General features: G+C 65.6%; 15 protein-coding genes and 1 tRNA gene (1 of these 16 only partly in view). 4 read left to right on the forward strand and 12 right to left on the reverse strand.

The window, feature by feature from the left end:
* Together SJY41_RS14875 and SJY41_RS14880 are read right to left on the reverse strand one after the other, a co-directional pair.
* Positions 1-173 carry the beginning of a Gfo/Idh/MocA family protein gene (locus tag SJY41_RS14875; protein ID WP_380782987.1) on the reverse strand. Its footprint begins 943 nt before the window's first position, so the window shows 173 of its 1,116 coding nt (coding positions 1-173); it begins with the start codon at positions 171-173; its stop codon lies off the left edge, out of view.
* Between the two features lie 289 nt (positions 174-462).
* Complete coding sequence (locus tag SJY41_RS14880; protein WP_380782989.1) at positions 463-1,230, reverse strand: ThuA domain-containing protein; 768 nt, start codon at positions 1,228-1,230, stop codon at positions 463-465.
* Between the two features lie 143 nt (positions 1,231-1,373).
* On the opposite strand from SJY41_RS14880, the gene SJY41_RS14885 reads away from it, so the two are divergent.
* Positions 1,374-2,771 (forward strand): M20/M25/M40 family metallo-hydrolase, encoded by a 1,398-nt coding sequence (locus SJY41_RS14885; RefSeq protein WP_380782991.1) that lies wholly within the window; start codon positions 1,374-1,376, stop codon positions 2,769-2,771.
* 159 nt (positions 2,772-2,930) lie between these two features.
* On the opposite strand, the gene SJY41_RS14890 is transcribed toward SJY41_RS14885, so the two are convergent.
* Positions 2,931-4,871, reverse strand: a complete 1,941-nt coding sequence (locus SJY41_RS14890; RefSeq protein WP_380782992.1) for a potassium transporter Kup — start codon at positions 4,869-4,871, stop codon at positions 2,931-2,933.
* Between the two features lie 180 nt (positions 4,872-5,051).
* Here SJY41_RS14890 and pdeM point away from each other — a divergent pair, with 180 nt between their 5' ends.
* Positions 5,052-5,714 carry a ligase-associated DNA damage response endonuclease PdeM gene (pdeM, locus tag SJY41_RS14895; RefSeq protein WP_380782994.1) on the forward strand — a complete coding sequence of 221 codons (663 nt, stop codon included), beginning with the start codon at positions 5,052-5,054 and terminating at the stop codon, positions 5,712-5,714.
* 189 nt (positions 5,715-5,903) lie between these two features.
* Here the strand turns inward: pdeM and msrA are convergent, their stop codons facing one another.
* From msrA to pabB, 4 genes are all read right to left on the reverse strand, one after another.
* A complete protein-coding gene (gene msrA / locus SJY41_RS14900; protein ID WP_380782996.1) occupies positions 5,904-6,563 on the reverse strand; it encodes a peptide-methionine (S)-S-oxide reductase MsrA in 660 nt (219 codons plus the stop codon).
* A gap of 65 nt (positions 6,564-6,628) precedes the next feature.
* Complete coding sequence (locus SJY41_RS14905) at positions 6,629-6,775, reverse strand: hypothetical protein (protein WP_380782998.1); 147 nt, start codon at positions 6,773-6,775, stop codon at positions 6,629-6,631.
* A 354-nt stretch (positions 6,776-7,129) separates the two neighbouring features.
* A complete protein-coding gene (locus SJY41_RS14910) occupies positions 7,130-8,329 on the reverse strand; it encodes a pyridoxal phosphate-dependent aminotransferase (protein WP_380783000.1) in 1,200 nt (399 codons plus the stop codon).
* 51 nt (positions 8,330-8,380) lie between these two features.
* Entirely contained in the window at positions 8,381-10,153 is a 1,773-nt protein-coding gene (gene pabB / locus SJY41_RS14915; protein WP_380784157.1) for an aminodeoxychorismate synthase component I, read from the reverse strand.
* Positions 10,154-10,233: 80 nt separating this feature from the next.
* Between pabB and SJY41_RS14920 the strand changes: the two genes are divergently transcribed.
* Positions 10,234-10,893, forward strand: coding sequence for an MBL fold metallo-hydrolase (locus tag SJY41_RS14920; RefSeq protein ID WP_380783002.1), 660 nt, complete (start codon positions 10,234-10,236; stop codon positions 10,891-10,893).
* Positions 10,894-11,084: 191 nt separating this feature from the next.
* On the opposite strand, the gene SJY41_RS14925 is transcribed toward SJY41_RS14920, so the two are convergent.
* A complete protein-coding gene (locus SJY41_RS14925) occupies positions 11,085-13,490 on the reverse strand; it encodes a PAS domain-containing protein (RefSeq protein WP_380783003.1) in 2,406 nt (801 codons plus the stop codon).
* A gap of 291 nt (positions 13,491-13,781) precedes the next feature.
* Positions 13,782-13,872, reverse strand: a tRNA-Ser gene (locus SJY41_RS14930).
* A gap of 88 nt (positions 13,873-13,960) precedes the next feature.
* Between SJY41_RS14930 and SJY41_RS14935 the strand changes: the two genes are divergently transcribed.
* Positions 13,961-14,836 carry a peptidylprolyl isomerase gene (locus SJY41_RS14935; RefSeq protein WP_380783005.1) on the forward strand — a complete coding sequence of 292 codons (876 nt, stop codon included), beginning with the start codon at positions 13,961-13,963 and terminating at the stop codon, positions 14,834-14,836.
* Here SJY41_RS14935 and SJY41_RS14940 read toward each other — a convergent pair.
* The 3 genes from SJY41_RS14940 to SJY41_RS14950 are packed head-to-tail and all read right to left on the reverse strand — an operon-like array spanning position 14,826 to position 17,059.
* Entirely contained in the window at positions 14,826-15,680 is an 855-nt protein-coding gene (locus tag SJY41_RS14940) for a pirin family protein (RefSeq protein WP_380783007.1), read from the reverse strand. The two genes, SJY41_RS14935 and SJY41_RS14940, sit on opposite strands and share 11 nt — an antisense overlap.
* 1 nt (position 15,681) lies before the next feature.
* Entirely contained in the window at positions 15,682-16,254 is a 573-nt protein-coding gene (locus SJY41_RS14945; protein ID WP_380783009.1) for an NADPH-dependent FMN reductase, read from the reverse strand.
* A 10-nt stretch (positions 16,255-16,264) separates the two neighbouring features.
* The gene (locus tag SJY41_RS14950) at positions 16,265-17,059 is read right to left on the reverse strand and encodes a DODA-type extradiol aromatic ring-opening family dioxygenase (protein ID WP_380783011.1); all 795 of its coding nucleotides are present in this window, start codon (positions 17,057-17,059) and stop codon (positions 16,265-16,267) included.
* Positions 17,060-17,102 lie beyond the last annotated feature (43 nt).

The raw sequence follows: 17,102 nt of genomic DNA on the forward strand, positions 1-17,102 counted from the left end.
CACGCCTTGATGCCGTACAGCTTGGCAAGCCGGTCGGCCTTGACCGGGTCGCCGGTGACGAGCGCGACGAGTTCGGAATTGTTGGTGCGTCCGATGCCCGGCATGAACGCTTGTTGAGAAATCTGCCCGCCGGCGACGACGGCGTAGCGAATCGTTTTCGTATGTCCGAACATACTCGGCCTTTCGATCTGTGAGCTGGGTATGCGGGACGAACGACGCGGCGCATCGATCGTTGCATCACGCCCTGCGGCTCGGCTGTGACGGTAGCGAAGGATGGCGATCATGACTCGCACCGACGTGCCGCTGGGCAGGAGCGCGGCGTCGGCACGACGCAGCACGCGCTGGCCGCAGGCGGCTCTTCTTGTTCGACCGTCAGGACAAGCCTTGCGCAATCCGGTCGTCAGCAGGCCGATCCGACCTGGCGACGGAGCATAGAGCCGCCGTCCGCTATATGCCGAGGTTTCAGCGGGTTTGTCCGAGCCCGGTGACGGCCCAATACAGGCCACCCAGCAGATGCTGCAGGTACCGGTCATCGCGGTACATCTCAGGATCATGCCCGAGAAGCGTGACGAAGACCCGGCCCTTCTCGTATCGGTGATACCATGCTTCGGGGTGATCCTTCCCCATCGGCTTCGCGACCTGGCCCGGCCAGATCCTGGTGGGATCGTAGCTCGTCTCGTCCACCCTCAGCACCGTATCGATGCGGACCGCGTACGGATTGCTCGTGACGTAGAATTCGTCGCTCCAGATCCAGCGGTCGGGTAGACCGAACGTCGCGGGAAAGGTCTTGTCGACGACGGTGACGACCCCGGTCTGCAGCATCGGGTGGTTGATGAAACGGCGTCCGACCAGTTTCTCGTGCCAGGGCCAGTCGTTCGGCGGGATGATCGCGGCACGGTGGACGATCATCGCATTGCCGCCAGCGCGCATATACGCCTCGAAATGGTCCCGCTGGGTCTTGCTCAGCTGCTCCGCTGGCGTGTTGAGGAACATCACGGCCGCATAATGCTGCAGGTCGCCGTCGAATACCGCCGGATCGCTGGTCCATTTCACATGGAAGGCATGGAGCTTCGCGAGCCGCTCGATGCTGTCGCGGGCGACTGGGATATACTCGTAATGATATTTGCTGGGGGTCGCGATCACCAGGATCTCGAACTGATCGTCCGCATAGCTTGCCGATGACGCAAGCAGGAAACCCAGACCCAGAAGCGCTCGAAAAACCGTCTTCACCCTGCGCTCTCCCGCTATCGCCGACCAAACGCCTTGTAGCGATCGGTACGGCGATGACGATACCACCACGTCCGGCAGGTCGAGGTTGCGAAACGCTGCGTTCGCTGCAACTCTGCCGTCATAAGACGATCAAGGGGATGACGATGCGCGCGACCGGTTGGCTACTCACGGCAGCGGTTCTCGCTGCGCCCGTCTCCGCACAGGCGCAGTCGCGGCCCGACCAGAAGGCGTTTCTCGGGCTCTACAAGGAACTGGTGGAGACCAACACGTCGCTGTCGGTCGGCAGCTGCACGCAGGCCGCGGCGCAGATCGGCGCGCGGCTGAAGACGGCGGGCTATGCGGACGGCGACATCACCTATTTCTCGGTGCCCGAGCATCCCAAGGACGGCGGACTGGTCGCGGTGCTGAAGGGGTCGGACGCGTCGATCAAGCCGATGCTGCTGCTCGCGCATCTCGACGTGGTCGAGGCCAAGCGCGAGGACTGGGTGCGCGATCCGTTCAAGCTGATCGAGGAAGGCGGCTATTATTACGCACGCGGCACCGTCGACGACAAGGCGCAGGCGGCGATCTGGTCCGACGCGATGATCCGCTTCAAGACCGGCGGCTACACGCCGAAGCGGACGATCAAACTCGCGCTGACCTGTGGCGAGGAGACCACGTTCGCATGGAACGGCGCGCAGTATCTGGCGAAGACCAGGCCCGAGTTGATCGCGGCCGAGTTCGCGCTGAACGAAGGCGGCGGCGGGCGTACCGACGACAACGGCAAGCGCCAGTTGCTCGCAATCCAGGTCGGCGAGAAGGCGGCGCAGAATTATACGTTCCTCGCCACCAACCCTGGTGGGCATAGCTCGCAGCCGACGCCGGAGAACGCGATCTACGAGCTCGCCGATGCGGTGAAGGCGGTGCAAGGCTACGAGTTTCCGGTGAAGTTCACCGACACGACCAAGGCGTTCTTTGCGGCGAGTGCCAAGGCGATGCCGGGCGAGATGGGGAGTGCGATCACGCGGTTGCTCGCCAATCCCGAGGACAAGGCGGCGGATGCGATCGTCAGCCGCGACAAGGCGATGCACTCGACGCTGCGGACGACATGCGTGGCGACGTTGCTGAGCGCGGGGCATGCCGAGAACGCTTTGCCACAGCGCGCGACGGCGAACATCAATTGCCGCATCTTTCCGGGCGAGACGGTCGAGGGCACGCTCGCCAAGCTGAAGGAACTGGCGGGGGCGAAGGTGACGGTGACGGCGAACCAGCCGGTGCGGCCGACCGCGATCCCGCCGACGCTCGATCCGAAGATCATGGGGCCGGTGACGAAGGTCGCGGCGGAGCATTTTCCGGGGCTGCCGATCCTGCCGCTGATGTCGACCGGGGCGACCGACGGAATCTTCTTCGAGGCAATCGGGATCCCGGTCTATGGCGCGCCGGGCGTATTCATCGACAAGGACATGGGCGGCATCCACGGGCTCAACGAGCGGATCCGGGTGGAGTCGCTGTATGATGGCCGGGATTATCTGTTCGATCTGGTGAAGGCGTTTGCGGGGTGACGAAGCATTCCCTCGCCCCTTCGGGGAGAGGGAGGGAGGAGCCGTCGGCGACGGAAGGGTGAGGGGCGTGAGGCTCGGGACGGTGCCCAACAACGCCCCTCACCCTTCCCACGGCAAGCGCCGCGGGCCCCTTCCCTCTCCCCGGAAGGGCGAGGGAGTTCAGACGGTGACCTGTTCGCCTAGTTCCAGCACCTTGCCCGGCGGGATCTTCAGGAAGTCGGTGGGATCGCTGGCGTTGCGCTGCAGGAACATGAAGATGCGGTCCTGCCACGGCGGCATGCCCTTCTCCGCATCGGGCTTCAGCGTGTTGCGGCCGATGAAGAACGAGGTGCGCATCGGGTCCAGCCCGAGCTGTTCGGCCTTCGTGCCGATGCCGAGATCGCGCGGCACGTCGGGGGATTCCATGAAGCCGTAGGTCAGCACGACGATCGAGAAATTCTCGTCGACGCGCTCGACCTTCGCACGCGCCGCCTCGTCGACGAACGGCCGGTCGGCGGTGCGGATGCTGACGATCAGGTTGCGCTCGTGAAGAACCTTGTTGTGCTTCAGGTTATGGAGCAGCGCGCCGGGCGTGGCGTGCGGGTTGGCGGTGAGGAACACCGCGGTCCCCGATACGCGCTCGGGCGGACGCTTCTCCAGCGCGGCGGCGAGGTCGGTGAGCGGAATGCTCTGGCGCTTCTCGAACGCGCTGACGATCTTCTTGCCGCGCACCCAGGTGAAGATGATCAGCCCGATCGCGGCGGCGATGACGAGCGGCACCCAGCCCCCCTCGATCACGCGGAGGATGTTCGCGCCGAAGAAGATCAGATCGAGCGTCAGGAACGGCAGGATCGCCGCGAGCGCCAGCGGACGCGACCAGTTCCAGCGGTGGCGAACGACGATGTACGCGAGCAAGGTCGTGACGACCATCGTGCCCGTAACCGCGATGCCGTACGCCGCCGCCATCGCCGACGACGTCTTGAACTGGATCACCAGCACCAGCACGCCGATCAGCAACAGCCAGTTGATCGCGGGCAGGTAGATCTGGCCGGCGAACACGGCCGAGGTCTGGCGGATGCGCAGGCGCGGGAGCAGGCCGAGCTGGATCGCCTGCTGAGTCAGGCTGAACGCGCCGGTGATCACCGCCTGGCTGGCGATGACGGTCGCGAAGCCCGCCAGAATGATCAGCGCGGGACGCAGCGATTCGGGCGCCATCAGGAAGAACCAGTCCTGGTTGACGAACGGCACGCCGCGCGCCGCCGCATCCTCGAGCCTGGCCAGCGCGAACGCCCCCTGCCCCAGATAGTTGAGCGCGAGTGCCGGGAAGACGAGGAAGAACCAGCCGATGCGGATCGGCAGCTTGCCGAAATGGCCCATGTCGGCGGTCAGCGCCTCGGCGCCGGTGACCGTCAGGAACACCGCGCCGAGCACGAACAACCCGGTGACGCCGTGCGTCGCGAGGAACGAGATGCCGTAGGTCGGCAGGAACACGCGGACGATCGAGGGCTCGTCGGCGATATGCCAGATGCCGAGCGCGCCGATCGACACGAACCAGAGGATACAGACCGGGCCGAACAGCTTCGACACCTGCGCGGTCCCGCGCGACTGGATCATGAACAGCGCGATCAGGATGGCGATCGTCAGCGCGCGGACAGTGCCTTCGTCGAAGATGTGCGCGGCGCTCGGGATCGTGCGCAGGCCCTCCATGGCGGAGAGTACCGACAGCGCGGGCGTGATGATCGCATCGCCGTAGAACAACGACGCCCCAGCCGCGCCGAGCACGATCGCGATCTTCGAGCGCATGCCGAGCGCGCGGCGGGCGAGCGCCGCCAGCGCCAGCACGCCGCCCTCGCCCTGGTTGTCGGCGCGCATCAGGAAGATGACGTATTTGACGGTCACGACCAGGAACAGCGACCAGAGCGCGAGGCTCAGCACGCCGACGATCTCGCTCGGATCGATGCCGTTCTCCGCGGTCTGGCCGAGCGCCTCGCGGAACGCATAGAGCGGGCTGGTGCCGATATCGCCGAACACCACGCCGATCGCGCCGACGGTGAGTGCGGCGAGCGCCGGATGCGGATGCAGATGCGCCGCCGACAGATCGGTCGACGGTTCTGAAGGCACGGCAGTTTCGGGTGTTCCGGCTACGGACGACATGGCGCGAGACGCGCTCCTCCTGGAGGGACGGGGCGCTTTACGCCGATTGGGGCCGCGCGCAAGTCCCGCCCGGTGACGACCCGGTTGGCGACCCGTCTGGAGACGTGGCCGCTTGATTCATGCGGAGCGGAGCGGCATGGCTGGCGGATGGTTCCCTTTTCGTTCGGTGGACATGCGCTTCTGGCGCTGCCTCAAGGCGCGCTGTTCTGGCCGGAGCGCCGTGCGCTGCTGGTCGCCGACCTGCATTTCGAGAAGGCGAGCTGGTTCGCCAAGCGCGGCCAGATGCTGCCGCCCTATGATTCGATCGCCACGCTGGCGGACCTGACCGCGCTGGTCACCGCAACCGGCGCGCGCGAAGTCTGGTGTTTGGGCGACAGCTTCCACGACAGCGACGGGTGCGAGCGGTTGCCGCAGCGGGCGCAGGATATGCTGCGGGCGATGACCGACGGCACGCGCTGGACGTGGATCACGGGCAATCACGATCCGGCGATCCTCGATCGGTGCGGTGGCGAGGTGGTGGACGAGGCGGTCGTCGACGGGCTGGTGCTGCGACACGAGGCGGACCGGGCGGAGACGCGGCCCGAACTGTCGGGGCATTTCCATCCGAAGCTGCGGCTGTCGGTGCGCGGCAAGCACGTGGCGCGACGGTGTTTCGTGGCGACCGCGACGAAGCTGATCCTGCCCGCGTTCGGGTCGCTGACCGGCGGGCTGGACGTCGATCATCCGGAGATCGTGCGCGCGGTCGGGGTCGGGGCGCAGGCGCTGGTGCCGGTAGCGGATCGGATGTTGCGGTTTCCGGTGGCGGCTTAGCGTCGGTAATCCGTTCGCGCATTCCCGAACCGCCTGCGTCGGCACTCCAACCGGGTACCGCCCCCCACCCGTCACCCCAGCGAAAGCTGGGGTCTCCCTAGTGGCTCGGGACCTTGGCCGAAACCGGGATATTCCAGCGTTCGCTGGAATGACGTGCTTCAGGGCAAACGTCTTTTGACGCTTATCGCCTCAGTTCGAGATCGTCGGGAACGCCGCGCGGAACGCCGCCAGCTTCGGCTTGTCCCACATCACGATGTACGGATGCGTCGGGTTCCGGTCGAAGAAGTTCTGGTGATACGCCTCAGCCGGATAGAACGCGCCGGTCTCCAGCTTCGTCACGATCGGCCCCGAGAACGCATGCGTGCTCCCGAGCTGGCCAATATACGCACGCGCCACCTGCGCCTGGACCGGTGACTGCGGGAAGATTGCCGAACGATAGCTGGTGCCGCTGTCCGGGCCCTGCCGGTTCAGGCTGGTCGGATCATGCGCGATCGAAAAATATACGCGGAGCAGCGTACCGTAGCTGACGATACGCGGGTCGTATGCGATCTTGATCGCTTCGGCATGGCGAGTCGCTTCGGCCGAGACCTGGTCGTAAGTCGCGGTATCCCGGGTGCCGCCTGCGTACCCGGCGGTGACCGACTTCACGCCCTTCACATGCTCGAACACCGCCTCCATCGTCCAGAAACAGCCACCGGCCAGCACCGCGGTCTGGAGACCGGGCGCGGCGGGAACGTCTGTTTTGGCGGCGGGGATGACGATCGCTCGGGCACCTTGCGCGGCACCGGAGGAGAGGATCGCACCGGCGATACCGGCAGCGGCGAGGGTGGCGAGGAGCGGCTTTTTCATGTGTAGATACATGGGGTTGCCGTGACCGTTCGCCAAGTCTCCGAAGATTGCGGCCTTCGGTAAGCTTAGCGCGTGACGGAGGCGCTGTGCTCGAAATGGCTGGCGAAGGTCTGGCGTGCTTCGGCAGGCTGCAGTGCGAGCAAGCCGATGGCGCCGAGGACGAAACCGCCGCTGAACTGCCAGAAGAAACTCGACTTTACGATGCTGCGCATGATGCGATCCCAATGAACCAAATGACGACGCCGACCGGATAGGTCAGCATCAGCTACGTACCGGCATGTCGTAGAGATGCCGGCCAACCACAATGTCGTTTTTAGAAACTCTCGATTAACGCGCCGTGGCAGATGCGTTCATCGTGCAGCAGACATCCCCCGGCAGGATTGCCGGGATATGTCGCTGTGTGTCCCCAATGTTGCCGGTGAGAGCTTTTGCAATCCTCCCCCGCCAGGGGGAGGTGGCTGGCTCTTGCCAGACGGAGGGGGAGGAAAGCGAAACGCCTGTTCCGTGTCCTCCCCCTCCGTCGCTTCGCGCCACCTCCCCCTGGCGGGGGAGGATCGTGGCGGAATTTACTTCAGCGCGGCGCACGCCGTCTGGATACGCGTGCAGGCCTCGCGGAGCAGCGCGTCCGACGTCGCGTAGCTGATCCGGAACGCCGGCGAGAGGCCGAACGCCGCGCCCTGCACGACCGCCACCTTGGCGTCGTCGAGCAGATAGCCGACCATCGCCTCGTCGGTGTCGATCAGGCGGCCGTTCGGCGTCGTCTTGCCGATCAGCGCGGCGAACGACGGATAGACGTAGAACGCGCCCTCCGGCGTCGGGCAGTGCATCCCGTCGATGTCGTTGAGCATCGCCACGACCAGATCGCGGCGGCCCTGGAACGCGGTGTTGCGCTCGGCGAGGAACGACTGGTCGCCGTTCAGCGCCGCCACCGCCGCCGCCTGCGCGATCGAGCACGGATTCGAGGTCGACTGCGACTGGAGCTTGGCCATCGCCTTGATCAGCCAGGCCGCGCCGCCGGCATAGCCGATCCGCCAACCGGTCATCGCATAGGCCTTCGAACAGCCGTTGACGGTCAGCGTGCGCTCGAACAGTTCCGGGCAGGCTTCGGCGATCGTCGCGAACTTGAAGCCGTCATAGACGATGTGCTCGTACATATCGTCGGCGAAGATCCACACGTGCGGATGCTTCGCGAGCACCGCGCCGAGCGCCTTCAGCTCGTCGATCGTGTAGCCGGCGCCGGTCGGGTTCGACGGCGAATTGAGGATCACCCACTTGGTCTTCGGCGTGATCGCTGCGTCGAGCGCGGCTGGGTCAAGCTTGTAGCCGACCTCGGGGCCCGCCTTGACGATGACGGGTACGCCGCCAGCGAACTGGACGACGTCGGGATAGCTGACCCAATACGGCGCGGGGATGACGACCTCGTCGCCCGGATCGATCGTCGCGACCATCGCGTTGAACAAGGTGTGCTTGCCGCCGACGTTCACGGTGATCTGGTCGGTGGTGTAGGTGAGGTTGTTGTCGCGCGCGAACTTGGCGACGATCGCCTGCTTCAGCTCGATCGTGCCGTCGACGTTGGTATACTTCGTCTTGCCGTCGCGGATCGCCTGGATCGCGGCCTCTTTGACGAAGTCCGGCGTGTCGAAATCTGGTTCGCCCGCGCCCAGCCCGATGACGTCGACGCCTGCGCGCTTCAGTTCGAGAACGCGGCTGGTGATCGCCAGCGTCGGCGAAGGGCTGATGCGACCGAGCGCGGCGGATGCGTGCATGATGGAACCTTTGCGGTTGTCCGCAGTTCTCGGCCGCGGAATTCGCGCGGGCTATACGCCCCGATCGCTTGAATTCGCAACCGCAACAATCGCCGGAACGAGGCCGCGGACCGCATTTCCGATGAAGAAGCCGTCGACGAGGTCGCTGCGAGTGAGCGAGGCCTCGGTCGCGCGGCCCGATTTCAACAACTCCGCACGGAGTATACCGGGGAGCAGGCCCGAAAACTCACCGGGCCGTAGCGGCGGCGTCACGAGTCCCGTTCCTCGCGGTACGAACACATTCGAGAAACTGCCTTCGGTCAGGAAACCATCGGCATCCTCGAACACGATCTCGAACGTCCCCGCTGCCTTGCGGGCGTCGTCGTAAAAGCCGCGCGCGCTTGTCTTGTGACGCAGGCGGAAGTCGGTCGGTGCCACGGGCAGCGGGACGATCGCGACGGTCGCCCGTGTGGGCGATTGCGGAAGCGGCGCCGCCTCGATCGCAACCGCGCCGCTCGCGCTGAGCAACAGGCGGATGCGACGGGGCCCGCGCAACCGGAAGGTCGCGGCCTGGAGCTCGTTGCGCGCGGCGTGGCGGTCGAAGACGAAGCCGAGTGCATCTGCGCTAGCCTTCATCCGCGCGAGATGCGCTTCCAGGCGGGCAAGGCCTTCGTCGGGATCGAACGCCATCGTCTCGATCAGGTCGAAGCGGCGTTGACCGGCTGTGATGAACGCGCCCTTCGCCCGGCATTCCTCCCATTCGGCATCCGCATCGCTGTCGGCGACGATGCCCGAGCCGAGACTCATCGTCGCCGTGCCGTCTGCGATGGCGATCGTGCGGATCGCGACGTTGAAGATCGCGTCGCCATCCGCGTCGAAGCGGCCGATCGCACCGGTGTAGATGCCGCGGGTGCGCGCGTGCTCGACCTCGGCGATGACTTCCATCGCACGCTGTTTCGGCGCGCCGGTGATCGATCCGCAAGGGAACAGCGCAGCCAGCACGTCGACCGCGTCGCACTCGGGCTTGCGCGTCGCGGTGATCGTCGAGGTCATCTGGTGGACGGTCGGATAGGTCTCGACGGTGAACAAATCGGGGACCACGACCTGGGTAGCGACCCGCGACAGGTCGTTGCGCATCAGGTCGACGATCATAAGGTTTTCGGCGCGCTGCTTCGGATCTGACGCGAGCGTCTCGGCGAGCGCGCGGTCCGTGTCGGGCGTGGCGCCTCGTTGTGCCGTGCCTTTCATCGGGCGGCAGGTCAGCGTGTCGCCGTCGAGCGCGAAGAAGAGTTCGGGGGAGAGCGACAGGAAGCGCGTCTCGCCGGTGTCGATCAACGCGCCATATCCCCCCCCGGCCTGAAGGCGCAGACGAGCGTAGAGCGCGAGCGGATCGCCGACGAACGGCACGGTTGCGGCGAAAGTCAGGTTGGCCTGGTAGATGTCACCCGCCGCGATCAGGTCGAGAACGCGTGCAAGGCTGGCGTCGTAGGTCTCGCGGTCGATCAGCGGCTCGGGCGGACCGGTCCAGGCGCCGGCGGGGTCCGGGAGCAGGGCGGCGACGTCTTCGCGCGCAATCGTCCGGTACTGGGCGAACAGCCCAAACCAGAGCAGCGGGCCTTCGGTGCGGACCTCGACCGGCCTCGAGGCAAGTGCGGCGCCGGCCTCGTAGGTCAGGTATCCGGCGGCGTGCAGCCCTTCCTTGCGGGCGTTGCGCAGGGCATCGAGCGCGGGACGGATTTCGGCGAGCGTATCGGCTCGGACGATCCTGACGGGGTCGCGGTACAATCGCGCCGGGGCTCCTGCCGCGCGGGCATCATCGAGCAACACGTAGGGCGCGGTCCACATCACCGCGACTGTTGCACGGGGCACGGGGCAAACCGCAAGCGCCGATTGCTCCGACGGGCGCGCTATCCTATTTCGAGGACATGACAAATCCATCACTCCGCGCCGCGATCGTGCAGGTCACGCCGATCCAGCAGAACTGCACGATCATCTGGTGCACCGCGACGATGAAGGCGGCGGTGATCGATCCCGGCGGCGACCTGCCGCGGATCATGGCGGCGGTCGAACAGGCGGGCGTCACGGTCGAGAAGATCCTGCTGACGCACGGCCACATCGATCACGCAGGCGGGGCTAAACGACTGTCGAACGACCTCGGCGTACCGATCGAAGGCCCGCACGAGGCGGATCGTTTCTGGTTGCAGCGGCTCGATCAGGATGGGCCGAAGTACGGGATCTCCGGCGTGAATTTCGAACCGGACCGGTGGCTGGTGGAAGGCGACACGGTGTCGATCGGCGACCTCGTGCTCGACGTCTACGAAACCCCCGGCCACACCGAAGGCCACGTTATATTCCACCACGCGCCATCGAAGTTCGCGCAAGTCGGGGATGTGCTGTTCCAGGGGTCGGTCGGGCGTTCGGACATGCCTGGGGGAAATCATCAGGTGCTGGTGAAGTCGATCGTCGAGAAGCTCTGGCCGCTTGGGAGCGATACGAGTTTCATTCCGGGGCATGGACCGGCGAGCACGTTTGCGCATGAGCGGGCGACGAATATGTTCGTCAGCGATCGGGCTTTGGCGGTTTAATAGCGTGCCCCGCCCTCGCGAAGGCGGGGGCCAGGGTACCAAGCGGCGCGTTCGTGACACTGGGCTACCGCGTTCGCGGAAGAACACGACGGACGTGGTCTGCGTTCTAGCCCGCTCCGGCGGAGGCCGCCGCCTAACAACTATCGCTATTCGCTATGCAGCAGCTACTGCCGGTTGTTCAGGAAAGTAGGCTAGCTGCGCGAACTCGAGCCCTGCGCCGTTACATCGCCGCCAGCCCGCATCATCTCCGCAACTTTGGCCGCCAGCCCCTGCATGGTGAATGGCTTGGTTAGCAGTTCCATGCCGGGTTCGAGATGGCCGTTGCCGACCGCGACATTCTCCGCATAGCCAGTAATGAAAAGCACCTTGAGATCAGGGCGCAAAGAACGTGCCGCGTCAGCGACCTGCCGTCCGTTCATGCCGTTCGGCAAGCCGACATCGGTGATCAGCAGCTCGATCCTGGCACCCGACTGCAGCACCTTGATACCGGCTGCACCATCTGCCGCGCCGATCACGGTATACCCCTGCTCGTCGAGCACTTCGTCGATCAGGTGCCTGATCGTGGCTTCGTCATCGACCACCAGGATCGTCTCACCGCTGGCCACGGCGGCGATCGCAACTGCCGAATCCTCCTCACTCGGCAGGGCATCGCCAGCATAGCGAGGAAGATAGATGCAGATCGTCGCGCCCTGCCCTTGTTCTGACTGGATGCTCACCTGACCACCCGACTGGCGAGCGAAGCCATAAATCATCGACAGGCCGAGCCCCGTGCCCTGACCGATCGGCTTGGTCGTATAGAAGGGCTCGAAGGCGCGCTCGATCGTCTCCGGCGCCATGCCCGTGCCGGTGTCTGAGACGCAGATCGACAGATAGTCACCGGACGGCAGGTCGCGCGCCCGGGCCGCGTGGTCGTCCAGCCACGTGTTCGCCGTCTCGATAGTGATCCGGCCGCCACCCGGCATGGCGTCACGTGCGTTGATACACAGGTTGAGGATAGCGCTTTCGAGTTGAGTCGCGTCGATCATGGCGGGCCACAGCCCAGCGGCGCCCACCACCTCGATATCGGCGGTCGCCCCTACCGCCCTGCTCAACAGGTCTTCCACTCCGGCGATCAGGCGATTGACGTCGGTCGGCTTCGGATCGAGCGTCTGTCGCCGCGAAAAGGCGAGCAACCGCTGGGTGAGGGAAGCCGCACGGCGGCCGGCGCCTTGAGCCGCGTGAATGAAGCGTTCGACGTCGTCGAGCTTGCCTCGCTCCAGCCGCATCTGAAGCAGTTCCAGATTGCCCATCATGCCGGTCAGCAGATTGTTGAAGTCATGGGCCAGCCCCCCGGTGAGTTGCCCCACCGCCTCCATCTTCTGCGCTTGGCGTAACTGGTCTTCGAGCTGTCGCTGCCCGGTCATGTCGACACCGACGCCGGTCCGCCGCACAGGCACGCCGCTCTCGTCGAAGTAGGTGTGTCCACGGGACAATACCCAGCGGATCGACCCGTCGGGGTGGACCAGCCGGTATTCGAGTTCGAGCTCACCTAAGCGTTGTAGGCCGCCAGACATCGTTTTCTGGAGGGAGATACGGTCTTGCGGATGGACGTTGGCCAGAAACTCCTCACGAGGCAGCCCCACGGCGCCGCGTTCCGCATCGAGCGCGTACAAAGCGGCTATTGCCGCGTCGCAGAAGAAGCAGTCGGATGCGACATCGTAGGTCCACACGCCGACCCCGCCCACGGCCGAAAGGGCAAGGCGCGCGAAGTCCTGCTCGTCGTGCAGCCGTGATTCCATCTCCCGCTCGACTGTGATGTCGCGGCCCGTCGCATAGGTGACGGTGCCCGCTGGCGCAGCGACCCACGAGATCGTGCGGATCGCGCCATCCTTGTGCCGGTAGCGGTTTTCAAGCCTCAGCTGATAGCCGGCCGCGGCCGTTTCATAGGCTCCGACCGTCTTGCGATGATCATCCGGAACGACGAACTCGTTGACATGGTGTCCGACCAACTCGTCAGGCGCGTAACCCAGAAGCGCGGTCCAGGCCGGGTTGACGCGGTGGAACACGCCTTCTAAGTCGACCACCACGAGCAGATCGGGTGACGTCTCCCACATGCGGTCACGCTCGGCCGTGCGCTCCTCGACCTGCTGTTCGAGCGTCGCGTTCAGCTGCCGGAACTGCGCCTCGCTTTTGCGCAGGGCGGCTTCCGCATCGCGACGGGCACTGATGTCGCTCGCGGCTCCGAACCATTCCACGATCTCCCCGGCCGGGTTCAGGAGCGGAACGGCACGGGACAGCGTCCAACCGACGGTGCCGTCCGCACGAACAACACGATGTTCGAGATCGAATGTCTTCTTAAGCCGGATCGCTTCGTCGATGGCGCCGGTTACCGCCGCCCGATCGGTCTCGGGAATATACGCCAGCAACCACGAGCGGTTCGGTTTCGACGAAGCGGTACTGGGCAGAAAGCCGCCCCCGTCGAGCTCCTTCATTTCTCCCCAGTCCGGACTCATCCGGTACAGGACGTCTGAACTCGCTTCGGTCAGCAGGCGCAGGCGGACTTCGCTCTCACGCAGGCGCTGTTCAACGCCTGCCCCGTTTTCGGTCCGGTCTGTCATCAAGGTCCTCAACGCGCCTATCTACTTTCGGTCTCATCCACCTGCCAAGTACAATGCAAAACACACCTGGCTGCCGTGCGGTTCAGGGACCTCGGCGCGCGTTGGCAGAGCGACGCCAGCGGCTTCGAGTCCTTTCAACTGCTGAGTCAGCATCTTGTCGCTGAGCCCACGCATGGCCGGGATAGTACGACGAGGCGGAACGCTGATTTGTGGCTATGCGATGTTGGGAGACTACTGGCCGACGACCACGTATTCTCGAATGAACGCGGTTTCAACGGGTTAGCAAATGGGTGGCGGAGCGGGAGGGATTCGAACCCTCGATACGCTTTTGACGTATACTCACTTTCCAGGCGAGCGCCTTCGACCACTCGGCCACCGCTCCGCATTGCTCTGGAAGGCCGTCTGCTAGTGCGGGTTTCGCGCGCGCGCAAGCGATTGCGTGCGGGGACCGGCTCGGGCAGTCTGTGCGAATGCTGAATCTTCTCCTCGCCGTCGCGCTGGCGCAAGTCGCACCTGCGTCCACTCCGGCCGCGGCGCCCCTCCCGTCCGATCCGCTGCCAGCCGACTGGGTGGCGGTGCCGGACGACGAGTTGCTCGTGTTCACGCTGGCCAACGGGCACAGCTTCACGGTTCGGCTTGCTGCGAAATATGCGCCGGCGCACGTCGCCAACATCCGCAAGCTCGCGGCCGCACGTTGGTGGGACGTTGGAACAAGCGTCTACCGGTTGCAGGACAATTACGTCGCGCAATGGGGCGATGCGACCGAGAAGAAGCCGCTTGTCGCCGGTGTCGTCGAGGCTCCGCCGGCCGAGTATTCGCATGCAGGACCGACGACCGTGGCGCGGCTATCGCAGCGTGATCCTTACGCGGAATGGGCGGGGTACAGCCGCGACGGGTGGCCGCTGGCAGGCAATGGTGCGACCGAATGGCTGCCGCATTGCTATGGGATGGTCGGCGTCGCACGCGATCTGGCGCCAAGCACGGGGAGCGGCGCAGAGCTGTACACCGTGATCGGCCATTCGCCGCGCGCGCTGGACCGCAACATTGCGGTTGTCGGACGAGTGATCGACGGAATCGAATGGCTGTCGTCATTGCCGCGCGGCACCGGCGATCTCGGTTTCTACAAGACCGAAGGCGAGCGCAGCCCGATCGTCTCGGCACGGTTCGCAAGCGAGTTGCCTGCCGCTACGCGTCCGCACTTCGAGTATCGCGCGGCCGACAATGCCCGGTTCGTCGCGTGGATCGGGTCGCGCGAGAACCGGGCGGGACCGTTCTTCACGGTGCCCGCCGGCGGCGCCGACATCTGTGCCGCGCTGCCCCCGGTGCGCAGGCGCCCTAACGAATAACCGGCGGCTTGCCGAACAGGCCAGCGTTATAATCCTCGATCGCGCGAACGATCTCTTCGCGGGTGTTCATGACGAAAGGGCCGTGGGAGACGACCGGTTCGCCAATTGGGTCGGCATGGCCGTAGACGATCGTGGCTGCGGCTTCGGTCGTGACGGTGATCGTGTCACCGTCCACCGCGAAGGTGGCGAGGTGGTGCGGCTTGATCTGTGTACCGTTGGCCGTGGGGGTGCCAGCGACGACGTAGAAGAAGACCGCGCGGCCGGCTGGGGCTGGCAGGTCAACCCTGGCGCCGGCTTCGAGTTCGACGGTCATCATCGCGACGCCGGTCAGCGATTCGATCGGGCCGCGCTCCGTTCCGAAGTTGCCCGAGATCAGGTTCACGGTGCCGCCCTCGACCAAAATCGTGGGAATGTCCTCGCGCTGGAGGCCGGTATAGGCGGGCTTGGTCATCTTGAGCCGACCGGGGAGGTTGACCCAGAGTTGCAGGATCTCCAGCGGGCCGCCGTCGCGTTTGAACGACGCAGGCGATATCTCGGCGTGAATAAGCCCCGAGCCTGCGGTCATCCACTGGACGCCGCCCGCGCGGATGACGCTTTCATGGCCGCCGCTGTCGAGATGCGCCATCTCGCCCCTCAGGATGAAGCTAACCGTCTCGAATCCGCGATGCGGATGCGGACCGAACGGCAGGCCGCTATTGCCGGGACGATAGGTCTGCGGGCCGTGATGGTTGAGGAACAGGAACGGATCGACCTGCGGCAGGCCGGGACCCGGTAGCGGACGTCGTGTCACCAGGTCGGCAATGTCGTCGCGCTGGGCGGGATACTGGTCGAGGACGTGGCGCATGTCAGGAGGCCTCGCGGTCGGCGGCGGTCGGGCGGGCGATATCGGCGAGCAGATCGTCTACGCCAGCGACAAGGAAGTCGAGCGTGCGTTGATCGGTCAGGCGACCGTCGGCGATCTTCTCGTGGACCGCGCCGACGACGGCTTGGGGGCGCAGGACGGTGCGGGCGCCGATCGAGGCCAGCGTCTCGTTCAGTTGCGCGTGCGCGCGTGCGCCGCCGACGGCGCCGGGTGACGACGTGAGCGTGAAGACCGGCTTGCCCGTGAGCGTCGCCTTGCCGTGCGGGCGCGAAGCCCAGTCGAGCGCATTCTTCAGGACGCCGGAGATGCCGTGGTTATATTCGGGGCTGGCGATGACGATCCCGTCGGCCGCGCCGATTGCCGCGCGCAGGGCGGCGACGGCGGCGGGGGGCGTGTCGGTGTCGGCGTCCTGATCGTAGAGCGGGACGTCGTTCAGCGCGAAGACCGTCAGCGCGGCCTGGTCGGCGATAGCTTCGCCTAGCGTGGTCAGGATCGCCGTATTGTACGAGCCGCGGCGCAGGCTGCCGGAGATTGCCAGCAAAACGGGGAGGGCCATGGGAATTCCTTTAGTTGAAGCGGTAACCGGAGATCGCAGTTTGCAGGACGTGTTGGCTGTAGACCTGCTTACCGGGTTGGTCGGAGGCACCGGCGGCGACCATCAGCGGAAGGAGATGCTCTTCGCGGGGGTGCGAGAGGCGGCCGGCTGGGGCTTTCGCCCAACCGGCTAGCGCTTCCGCTCGGGCGGTCGGTTCAGCCGCGACCGCTGCGGTGAGCCATTGGTCGAAGGCTTCGGACGGCGCGCTGAAGCGGGGGTCGCCGTAGCCGCGCATGTTGTGGAAGCTCATGCCCGACCCGACGATCAACACGCCTTCGTCGCGCAACGGGGCAAGCGCGCGACCGGCGCCGCCGTGGAGCTCCGGATCGAGATCGCGGTCGACCGACATCTCGACGACCGGGATATCGGCGTCGGGGAACGCGACTTTCATCGGGATGAAGACGCCGTGATCGAGGCCGCGTGTCGAGTCGACGGCGGCGGTCAGCCCGGCACCGCGGAGCAGGTCGGCGGCGCGGGTGGCCAAGGCAGGATCGCCGGGGGCGTCGTAGCGCAACTCGTATGTATGCGCGGGGAAGCCGCCGTAATCGTAGATCAGCGGCGGCGTTGCGGCGCCGGTGAACGCAAAGCCGCGCGTTTCCCAGTGGCCGGATACAACGAGGATTGCCTTGGGCTTTTCGGGCAGCGAGGTCGCGATCGACCGAAGGTACGCGGCCATGCCGGTCCAGATGCCCGCAGGGTCGTCCATGAAGAAGCAGGGTCCGCCACCGTGCGGGATGAAGAGCGTAGGCTGGCGGGAGTTTGTCATGGTCTCGAGGTAGGCGGCGGTGGCGGCGATCGGAAGGCCGCGA

The organism is Sphingomonas sp. R86520 (assembly GCF_042466285.1).
Taxonomy (GTDB): domain Bacteria; phylum Pseudomonadota; class Alphaproteobacteria; order Sphingomonadales; family Sphingomonadaceae; genus Sphingomonas.

What these genes read in the sequence shown, in the direction of transcription:
- SJY41_RS14945 (WP_380783009.1), bottom strand. Translation starts at nt 16,254, where the DNA reads ATGGCCCTCCCCGTTTTGCTGGCAATCTCCGGCAGCCTGCGCCGCGGC.
- SJY41_RS14920 (WP_380783002.1), top strand. Translation starts at nt 10,234, where the DNA reads ATGACAAATCCATCACTCCGCGCCGCGATCGTGCAGGTCACGCCGATC.
- SJY41_RS14935 (WP_380783005.1), top strand. Translation starts at nt 13,961, where the DNA reads ATGCTGAATCTTCTCCTCGCCGTCGCGCTGGCGCAAGTCGCACCTGCG.
- SJY41_RS14940 (WP_380783007.1), bottom strand. Translation starts at nt 15,680, where the DNA reads ATGCGCCACGTCCTCGACCAGTATCCCGCCCAGCGCGACGACATTGCC.
- pdeM (WP_380782994.1), top strand. Translation starts at nt 5,052, where the DNA reads ATGGTTCCCTTTTCGTTCGGTGGACATGCGCTTCTGGCGCTGCCTCAA.
- msrA (WP_380782996.1), bottom strand. Translation starts at nt 6,563, where the DNA reads ATGAAAAAGCCGCTCCTCGCCACCCTCGCCGCTGCCGGTATCGCCGGT.
- pabB (WP_380784157.1), bottom strand. Translation starts at nt 10,153, where the DNA reads ATGTGGACCGCGCCCTACGTGTTGCTCGATGATGCCCGCGCGGCAGGA.
- SJY41_RS14925 (WP_380783003.1), bottom strand. Translation starts at nt 13,490, where the DNA reads ATGACAGACCGGACCGAAAACGGGGCAGGCGTTGAACAGCGCCTGCGT.
- SJY41_RS14910 (WP_380783000.1), bottom strand. Translation starts at nt 8,329, where the DNA reads ATGCACGCATCCGCCGCGCTCGGTCGCATCAGCCCTTCGCCGACGCTG.
- SJY41_RS14885 (WP_380782991.1), top strand. Translation starts at nt 1,374, where the DNA reads ATGCGCGCGACCGGTTGGCTACTCACGGCAGCGGTTCTCGCTGCGCCC.
- SJY41_RS14950 (WP_380783011.1), bottom strand. Translation starts at nt 17,059, where the DNA reads ATGACAAACTCCCGCCAGCCTACGCTCTTCATCCCGCACGGTGGCGGA.
- SJY41_RS14905 (WP_380782998.1), bottom strand. Translation starts at nt 6,775, where the DNA reads ATGCGCAGCATCGTAAAGTCGAGTTTCTTCTGGCAGTTCAGCGGCGGT.